The organism is Dolichospermum sp. UHCC 0352 (genome assembly GCF_009711925.1).
Taxonomy (GTDB): Bacteria; Cyanobacteriota; Cyanobacteriia; order Cyanobacteriales; family Nostocaceae; genus Dolichospermum; species Dolichospermum lemmermannii.
On record NZ_VIKY01000243.1, the window covers coordinates 1 to 310 of the forward strand.

Consider the following 310-nt stretch of genomic DNA (forward strand, 5'->3'; position numbering starts at 1 on the left):
GGACGTGACCACAGGGAAAGTCCTGAATACCCTGAAAGGTCATGAGGGTTGGGTCAGGAGTGTGGGATTTAGCCCCGACGGCAAAAAAATGGCTTCTGGGAGTGCTGACAAGACGATCAAAATCTGGGACGTGACCACAGGGAAAGTCCTGAATACCCTGAAAGATAATGAGAGTAGGCTCATTGTGGGATTTAGCCCCGACGGCAAACAACTGGCTTCTGGGAGTTTTGACAACACCATCAAAATCTGGGACGTGACCACAGGGAAAGTCCTGAATACCCTGAAAGGTCATGAGGGTTGGGTCAGGAGT

At 50.6% G+C, this 310-nt stretch carries 1 protein-coding gene; it reads left to right on the forward strand.

Annotated elements, in window-relative coordinates; all coding sequences use genetic code 11:
- Window positions 1-61: 61 nt before the first annotated feature.
- Window positions 62-310: WD40 repeat domain-containing protein (locus FJR06_RS17525; RefSeq protein WP_371724263.1), on the forward strand; the 249-nt coding region annotated here is incomplete at its 3' end.